The following is an 8,465-nucleotide window of genomic DNA, read 5'->3' as shown; positions in this document are numbered from 1 at the left end:
AAGCGGGTCAATCCAAAGTCATCGCTCTATATGCTCCGCGCAAGACCCGCCGGCGAGGAGCCCCGAAACGCAAAAGGGCGGCCCGCAGGCCGCCCTTTCGTCGTTTCGCTGTCGCGAAGGCTTATTCGCTTGCGGGCTGGAGGTTGACCGCCGCGAACTTGCCGCGATCGTCGACCTCGATGTCGAAGGCGACGCGGTCGCCCTCTTCGAGGCCGGCCATGCCGGCGCGCTGTACCGCGCTGATGTGGACGAAGGCGTCGGCCTGTCCGTCATCGCGCGCGATGAAGCCGAATCCCTTGGTCGTGTTGAAGAACTTGACCGTGCCCGACGTGCGCTCGCCGGTAAGCTGGCGCCGGCCGCGCGCGCCGCCGGGGCGCTCGCCGCCGCGATCGTCGCGCCGCGGTGCGAATTCCTCGACCGGCATCGGTTCGCCCTCGATCTTGAGGTCGATCGCCGACACCTTGCCGTTGCGCTCGACGAGCGTGAAGCCGAGCGGCTGGCCCGAGGCAAGCCCTTGCAGCCCCGCCTGCTCGACCGCGCTGATGTGGACGAACACGTCCTCGCCGCCGTCGTCGCGTGCGATGAATCCGAATCCCTTTGCCGGGTTGAAGAATTTCACCTGGCCCTGGCCCTCGCCGACGACCTGCGCGGGCATGCCGCCGCCGCGTCCGCCGCCGAAGCCGCCGCGATCGCCGCCGCCGAACCCGCCACGGTCACCACCGCCGAAACCACCGCGATCCCGATCGCCGAACCCGCCACGGCCGCCGCCATAGCTGTCGCCGCTGTAGGGCGCCGGTTCGAAACTGTCGAAATTGCCGAAGTCATCGCGCTTGCCGCGTCCCCGATGGCCGCGGCGATCCTTGTTGAAACTCATTGCTTAGTAGTCGCTTTCGGTTCGTCCACACCCCATTTACCGGCTCATTGCGCCGGACGGGGACGCAGTTCACCATGAGCACAGACTCGTCCCGTGCCGCTTGCGGCGCAATATATAGCCTATATGAATGGCTTCTGCGAACAGAAAATGCACAGCATCGGTGCCCGGTTCCGCACGCTTTGCCGTGCGGCGCGGAAAGCCCGGCGCGGCCGCGCAAACCAGTCATTGAGCGACGCGGCCGCTTCGCCTAAGGCGGGCGCATGAGCGTATATTTCCACGAAGAAGACCTGCCCGAAGGCGTGCTGGGCCCCGGCGCCGTCGCGATCGATACCGAAACGATGGGGCTCAACCCGCTGCGCGACCGGCTGTGCCTCGTCCAGATCAGCGACGGTTCGGGCGACGAGCATCTCGTCCGCTTCGGCCCCGGCAGCGCCTATGACGCGCCGGTGCTGAAGGCGATACTGACCGACGCCGGCCGCCTGAAGCTCTTTCATTTCGCGCGTTTCGACATCGCCGCGCTGCAGCATGCGCTGGGGGTCGTCACCGCGCCCGTCTATTGCACCAAGATCGCCTCGAAGCTGGTGCGCACCTACACCGACCGTCACGGGCTCAAGGAACTGGTGCGCGAACTGCTGGGGCAGGAAGTGTCGAAGCAGCAGCAGTCGAGCGACTGGGGCGCCGCCGAACTGACCGAGGCGCAGCGCGACTATGCCGCGAGCGACGTGCGTTTCCTCCACGCGATGAAGACCGTGCTCGACGCGCGGCTCGCGCGCGAAGGGCGCACCGAACTGGCGCAGGCCTGTTTCGACTTCCTGCCGGCGCGCGCGGCGCTCGACCTCGCGGGCTGGCCCGAGGTCGACATCTTCGCGCATACGTGATGACGATGAGCGAGCGAGCCGGCTGAGCCATGTCCGAACGCGCCGACCTTGATCGCACGATGCGCCGCATGTGGGCGGCGCGCGGGTCGAACCACGACCGCGTCGTGCGCCTGCTGCGCTTCGCGCTGCCGGTCGTCATCGGCGTCATCGCCGCGGTGCTCGTCTTCTCCCCCTTCACCCAGCGCGCCGAGGTGAGCTTCCTGCTCGCCAAGGACAAGGTTGAGGTGGCGCAGGAACGGATGCGCGTGACGCGCGCCGAATATCGCGGACAGGATGCGAAGGGACAGCCCTTCGCGCTGGTCGCGGGCAGCGCGGTGCAGAAGTCGAGCGCCGAGCCGATCGTGCGGATGACCGACCTGTCGGGCGCGATCCGCCTCGCCGACGGGCCCGCGACGATCGCCGCGCGGCAGGCGCAATACGACATGGACAGCGAAAAGGTGTCGGTGCCCGGCCTCGTGCAGGTCAAGAGCGCCGACGGCTATCGGATCGATGCGCAGGGCGTCGCGATCGACCTCAAGAACCGCAGCCTCGCCGGCGGATCGGGGGTCGACGGGACGCTCAACATCGGTCATTTCTCCGCCGATGAACTCTATGCCGATCTGGACCAGCGGATCGTGCGCCTGTCGGGCAACGCGCGGCTGAGGATCAACCAGGGAGTGCTCAAATGAACCGTCCGTCATCCGGCTGGAAGGGTTTCGCGCTCGGCGGCGCGAGCTTCGCGCTGACCAGCCTCGCCATCCTCGCCGCGGGGCAGGGCGGCGGCGCCGCGCATGCGCAGGCGCTCGCGAATCACAACAGCGGCGCCCCCGTCGATTTCTCGGCCGGCAGCATCGAGGTGCAGGATCGCGCCGACCGCGTCGTCCTTGCCGGCAACGTCCGCGTGACGCAGGCCGGGCTGACCGTCACCGCGCCGCGCATGACCGTCGCCTACACGCGGCAGGGCGGCACCGACGTCAACCGGCTCGACGCGACCGGCGGCGTCACCGTGACCAAGGGCGACGAGACCGCGAAGGGCAATGTCGCCATCTACGACCTCGACCGGCGGCTGATCACGATGGTCGGCAATGTCGAACTGCGCCAGCGCGGCAACCGCCTGTCGGGTGGGCGGCTGCTGATCGACCTCAATTCGGGGCGCGCGACCGTCGACGGCCGCGGCGCCGCGCGCGGCCCCGACGGCAATGCGGTGCAGGGCGGCACCGGCGGCCGCGTGACCGGCACCTTCACCGTGCCGGAGCGCAAGGGGCAGTAACCGGGCAGCCCGGCGGAGCCCCCTTCCGGGAAGGGAGGGCGGTTTATCCGTGCCTTGGCGTTCGCGCCCCGCGCCCCTACATGGGGCGTTCATGCCGCCCGACACGACCTCCTCTGCCGATGCGGCACGCGAACCGCCCGTTCTTGCGACGCTGAAGCGCTTCCTGCCCTATCTGTGGCCGGCGGGGCATCGCGGGCACAAGGTGCGCATCGTCCTCGCCGCGCTGATCGTGCTCGCGTCGAAGGGCGTGCAGCTTTCGATGGGCTTCCTCTACGGCGCCGCGATCGACCGCATGGCGCCGGGGATGGAGGAAGGCGTGGCGCTCGCGATCGGGCTGGTGCTCGCCTATGCCGGCGCGCGCTTCGCGGGCGTGCTGTTCGACAATCTGCGCAACGTCGTCTTCGAGCGCGTCGGACAGGACGCGACGCGCGAACTGGCGACCGCGACCTTCACCCATCTTCATGCGCTGTCGCTGCGCTTCCACCTCGCGCGGCGCACCGGCGAGGTGACGAAGGTGATCGAGCGCGGGACCAAGAGCATCGATACGATGCTCTATTTCCTGCTGTTCAACATCGCGCCGACGCTGATCGAGCTGGTCGCGGTGCTCGTCATCTTCTGGAGCAAGTTCAGCTTCGGCCTCGCGGGCGCGACCGCGCTGATGGTCGTCGTCTATATCGTCTTCACCCGCCGCGTCACCGACTGGCGCAACGCGCTACGGACCCGGATGAACGATCTCGACACGCTGACCGTCGGGCGCAGCGTCGACAGCCTGCTCAATTACGAGACGGTCAAATATTTCGGCGCCGAGGCGCGCGAGGCGGCGCGCTATCGCGACGTCGCCGACCAATATGCACGCGCCGCGGTGAAGAGCGAGAACAGCCTCGCCTGGCTCAACGTCGGGCAGAGCCTGATCACCAACGCGGCGATGGCGGGGGCGATGGCCTATACGGTGTGGGGCTGGTCGAAGGGGCAGTTCGCGGTCGGCGACGTGGTGCTGGTGAACACGCTGCTTGCGCAGCTCTTTCGCCCGCTCGACATGCTCGGCATGGTCTATCGCGTCATCCGCCAGGGGCTGATCGACATGGAGGCGATGTTCCGCCTGATCGACACCCCGCCGGAGATCGCCGATGCCCCCGATGCCTGGCCGCTGGTGGTGGCCGGCGGCGCGGTGACGTTCGACAATGTCGTCTTCGGCTACGAACCCGACCGCACGATCCTGAACGGGGTCAGCTTTGCGGTCGGGGCGGGCGAGACGCTGGCGATCGTCGGGCCGTCGGGGGCGGGCAAGTCGACGATCGCGCGGCTGCTGTTCCGCTTCTACGATCCGCAGCAGGGGCGCGTCCTGATCGACGAACAGGATATCGCGCAGGTCACGCAGGCCAGCCTGCGCGCTGCGATCGGCATCGTCCCGCAGGATACGGTGCTGTTCAACGACAGCATCGGCTACAATATCGCCTACGGCCGCGAGGGTGCGAGCGCCGGGGCGATCGCGGCGGCGGCCGAGGGTGCGGCGATCGACGGCTTCATCGCGCTGCTGCCGCAAGGCTATGACACCGAGGTGGGCGAGCGCGGGCTCAAGCTGTCGGGCGGCGAAAAGCAGCGCGTCGCGATCGCGCGCACCCTGCTCAAGAACCCCCCGGTGCTGATCCTCGACGAGGCGACGAGCGCGCTCGACAGCCGGACCGAAGCGGCGATCCAGGCGACGCTCGACCGCATCGCCGAACGGCGCACGACGCTGGTCATCGCGCACCGCCTGTCGACGGTGACGGGCGCCGACCGCATCATCGTGCTCGAAAAGGGGCGGGTGGCGGAAACCGGGACGCACGACCAGCTGCTAGCGATGCGCGGGCTCTACGCCGACATGTGGGCGCGCCAGCAGGCGGAGAAGGAAGAGGGAACGGTCTAGGGCCGATATCCGAAGCGACATCGATGCCTTGCCGCGGGCTTTCCGCCCAATCGCAACGGAATCACTTGAGTTGCTTGACCGGCCGCCGCGCCGCCCTTTAGGCTGGGCCATGCCGCACGATACCAGCCTGATCGGAACCATCGTCGCCGGGCTCGGCGTGGCGTTCCTGATGGGTGCGCTCGCGCATCGGCTGCGCGTCGCGCCGATCGTCGGCTATCTGCTCGCCGGGGTGATCGTCGGGCCGTTCACGCCGGGGATCGTCGCCGACACCGGACTGGCGCTTCAATTGGCCGAGATCGGCGTGATCCTGCTGATGTTCGGGGTCGGGCTGCATTTCTCGCTCAAGGACCTGCTCGCGGTGCGCGGGATCGCGGTGCCCGGGGCGATCGTCCAGATCTCGGTCGCCAGCGCGCTCGGCATCGCGCTGGGCCTGTGGCTCGGCTGGCCGTTCGCCGGCAGCGCGATCTTCGGCCTCGCGCTGTCGGTCGCGAGCACCGTGGTGCTGCTGCGCGCGATGCAGGCGCAGGACCTGATCGAGACCGAAAGGGGCCGGATCGCGGTCGGCTGGCTGATCGTCGAGGATCTGGCGATGGTGCTGGCGCTGGTGCTGCTCCCCGCGATGCTCGGTTCGCGCGGCGACGAGGCGAACGCGATGGGGCTGCTGCGCTCGACCGCGATCGTGCTGCTCAAAGTGACGGGCTTCGTCGCGCTGATGCTCGTGTTCGGGCGGCGGGTGCTGCCCGCGGTGCTGCACTGGGTCGCGCATTCGGGGTCGCGCGAACTGTTCCGGCTGTCGGTACTGGCGATCGCGCTGGGCGTCGCCTTCGGCGCGGCGGTGATCTTCGACGTGTCCTTCGCGCTCGGCGCCTTCTTTGCCGGTATGATCCTGGGCGAGACGCAGCTTTCGCGCCGCGCGGCGGAGGAGACGCTGCCGCTGCGCGACGCATTCGCGGTGCTGTTCTTCGTGTCGGTGGGCATGCTGTTCGACCCCCGCGTGATCCTCGAACAGCCGGGGCCGCTGATCGCCACCGTCGCGATCATCATGGTCGGCAAGTCGGCGGCGGCGTGGGGGATCGTGCGTGCCTTCGGCCATTCGAACCAGACCGCGCTGACCATCGCCGCCAGCCTCGCGCAGATCGGCGAATTCTCCTTCATCCTCGCCTCGCTCGGCGTCGGGCTGAAAGTCATGCCCGACGCGGCGCGCGACCTGATCCTCGCGGGGTCGATCCTCTCGATCCTCTTCAACCCGCTCGTCTTCACGCTCGCGATCCGGTGGACGCGCGGCGAGGAAGCGGAGGCGCCACCCGATGCCCCCGATTCGCCCCCGCCCGAACGCGAGGCGGCGCGCACGGTGCTGATCGGCTACGGCCGCGTCGGCAGCCATATCGGCACGCTGCTGTGCGGGCGCGGCGAGGCGCTGACGGTGATCGAGGACCAGAAGGACCGCGCCGCGGCGGCCGGCGAGGCGGGGGCGATCGTGATCGTCGGCAACGCCGCGAGCGAGGGCGTGCTGCGCCAGGCGCGGATCGACACCGCCGCGACGCTGCTGATCGCGATCCCCGAGGGGGTCGAATCGGGCGCGATCGTGCGGCGCGCGCGCGCGATCAATCCGAAGCTGCTGATCGTCGCGCGCGCGCATTCGGACGAAGAGGTCGATGATCTCGTGCGCCGCGGCGCCGATCATGTCGTGATGGCCGAACGCGAAACCGCCGCGCGGATGGCCGAGCGAGCGCTGCGCGCGCGCGGGTAGGAGGCGGGAGCCGAATCGCGCCTTCGCGCGTTGATCGGCCGAAACATCAATGGAGATCATGTCATGCTCAAGGCCGGGGTTTTCGCATTCGCCGCCGCCGCGCTGTCGCTGTCCGCCGCGCCGGCGCTCGCGCAGCAGGGCGCGCCCGACGAACCGACGCTCAAGAAGACCGGCGATTCGGTCACCGAACCCTTCGACGGCAAGGAAGCACCGGAGAAATTGAAGGCGATTCAGGACAATCCCTATTCGCTCGCCGGTCTGGGCAAATGCGCGGCGATCATCCGCGAGGTTCAGGAATTGAACGCCGTCCTCGGCCCCGACGTCAACGAGCGCGTCGACAAGAGCCTGGCAAAGAAGCGCGAGGAAACCGCCGGCCGCGTCGCGGGCACCGTCGCCGGCTCGGTCATCCCCTTCGGCGGGCTGATCGGCGAAGTGACGGGCGCCAATGCCGAACGGCGGCGCTATGCCGAGGCGGTCTATGCCGGCACCGTCCGGCGCGGCTTCCTGAAAGGCGTCGGCCTTCAGCGCGGTTGCAAGGCGCCGGCGCGGCCCTAGGATCGGGGGGAAGGGGGGAACATGAACGTCGAGGATATCCGTCCGTTCCGCGTCGCGGTGCCGCAGGCCGCGATCGACGACCTGCGGGACCGGCTCGCGCGCACGCGCTGGCCGGAGAAGGAAACCGTCGCCGATTGGGACCAGGGCGTTCCGCTCGCCTATGCGCAGGAGCTTGCCGCCTGGTGGCACGATCGTCACGATTGGCGCGGGGTCGAGGCACGGCTCAACGCGTTGCCCAATTTCCTCGCGACGATCGACGGGCTCGACATCCATTTCCTGCATGTCCGGTCGGCCAATCCCGCCGCGCGGCCGCTGGTCCTGACGCACGGCTGGCCGGGGTCGGTGCTCGAATTCCTCGACGTCGTCGAACCGCTGTCGGCCGACTATCATCTCGTGATCCCGTCGCTGCCCGGCTACGGCTTTTCGGGCAAGCCCGACGTCGCGGAATGGGATGTCGAGCGGATCGCCGCCGCGTGGGACGCGCTGATGCGCGCCCTCGGCTACGACCGCTATTTCGCGCAGGGCGGCGACTGGGGCAGCGCGGTGACCTGCGCGCTCGGCATGCATCATGCGGACCATTGCGCCGGCATCCACGTCAACATGGTCGTCGGCCAGCCCGATCCCGCGACGATGGCCGACCTCACCGATGCGGAGAAACGCTATCTCGCGCGCTTCGGCTGGTATCGCGACAAGGACAATGGCTATGCGACCCAGCAGGGGACGCGGCCGCAGACGATCGGCTACGCGCTCACCGATTCGCCCGTCGGCCAGATGGCGTGGATCGTCGAGAAATTCCACGGCTGGACCGATTGCGGACACCGGCCGGGCGAGCAGTCGGTCGGCGGCCATCCCGAAAAGGCGCTGTCGCGCGAAGCGATGCTCGACACGGTCAGCCTCTATTGGTTCACCGCGAGCGCGGCCTCTTCGGCGCGGCTCTATTGGCACAGCTTCCGCAGCTTCGCGGCGGGCGCGATCGACGTGCCGACCGGGTGCAGCCTGTTCCCGAACGAGATCATGCGCCTGTCGCGCCGCTGGGCCGAGGGGCGTTATCGCAACATCGTCTACTGGAACGAACTCGACCGCGGCGGTCATTTCGCGGCGTGGGAACAGCCGGGCCTGTTCGTCGCCGAGCTTCGCGCCGCCTTCGCCCTGATGACGCTCTGATGCACCTTTCGGAAGAGGCATCACCCTTTCTGCCATTCGTGCTGAGCTTGTCGAAGCACCGTCCTTCTTCTTGCGTCCCCGAAAGAAAG

The 8,465-nt window shown here is 68.6% G+C and carries 8 protein-coding genes; 7 read left to right on the top strand and 1 reads right to left on the bottom strand.

Annotated elements, in window-relative coordinates:
* Window positions 1-121: 121 nt before the first annotated feature.
* Window positions 122-874, bottom strand: a complete 753-nt coding sequence (locus SGR02S_RS20670) for a cold-shock protein (protein WP_067113233.1) — start codon at window positions 872-874, stop codon at window positions 122-124.
* Between the two features lie 260 nt (window positions 875-1,134).
* On the opposite strand from SGR02S_RS20670, the gene SGR02S_RS17910 reads away from it, so the two are divergent.
* The 7 genes from SGR02S_RS17910 (at window position 1,135) to SGR02S_RS17880 (ending at window position 8,376) form a co-directional block, all read left to right on the top strand.
* Entirely contained in the window at window positions 1,135-1,752 is a 618-nt protein-coding gene (locus SGR02S_RS17910; protein WP_067113231.1) for a ribonuclease D, read from the top strand.
* Between the two features lie 29 nt (window positions 1,753-1,781).
* Complete coding sequence (locus SGR02S_RS17905) at window positions 1,782-2,420, top strand: LPS export ABC transporter periplasmic protein LptC (protein WP_067113229.1); 639 nt, start codon at window positions 1,782-1,784, stop codon at window positions 2,418-2,420.
* Complete coding sequence (locus SGR02S_RS17900) at window positions 2,417-3,001, top strand: LptA/OstA family protein (RefSeq protein ID WP_067113226.1); 585 nt, start codon at window positions 2,417-2,419, stop codon at window positions 2,999-3,001. Before SGR02S_RS17905 ends, SGR02S_RS17900 begins: the two co-directional genes overlap by 4 nt.
* Before the next feature lie 91 nt (window positions 3,002-3,092).
* Window positions 3,093-4,907 (top strand): ABCB family ABC transporter ATP-binding protein/permease, encoded by a 1,815-nt coding sequence (locus tag SGR02S_RS17895; RefSeq protein WP_067113223.1) that lies wholly within the window; start codon window positions 3,093-3,095, stop codon window positions 4,905-4,907.
* 109 nt (window positions 4,908-5,016) lie between these two features.
* Window positions 5,017-6,657 (top strand): cation:proton antiporter domain-containing protein, encoded by a 1,641-nt coding sequence (locus SGR02S_RS17890; RefSeq protein ID WP_067113220.1) that lies wholly within the window; start codon window positions 5,017-5,019, stop codon window positions 6,655-6,657.
* Window positions 6,658-6,720: 63 nt separating this feature from the next.
* Window positions 6,721-7,212, top strand: a complete 492-nt coding sequence (locus SGR02S_RS17885; protein WP_067113217.1) for a hypothetical protein — start codon at window positions 6,721-6,723, stop codon at window positions 7,210-7,212.
* Between the two features lie 21 nt (window positions 7,213-7,233).
* Window positions 7,234-8,376, top strand: a complete 1,143-nt coding sequence (locus SGR02S_RS17880) for an epoxide hydrolase family protein (protein ID WP_067113214.1) — start codon at window positions 7,234-7,236, stop codon at window positions 8,374-8,376.
* The last annotated feature ends 89 nt before the right edge of the window (window positions 8,377-8,465 follow it).

The organism is Sphingopyxis granuli NBRC 100800 (assembly GCF_001591045.1).
GTDB classification, from domain to species: domain Bacteria; phylum Pseudomonadota; class Alphaproteobacteria; order Sphingomonadales; family Sphingomonadaceae; genus Sphingopyxis; species Sphingopyxis granuli.
The sequence above is the reverse complement of the archived record's forward strand: the minus strand, read 5'-3'. Positions and strand labels throughout refer to the sequence as shown.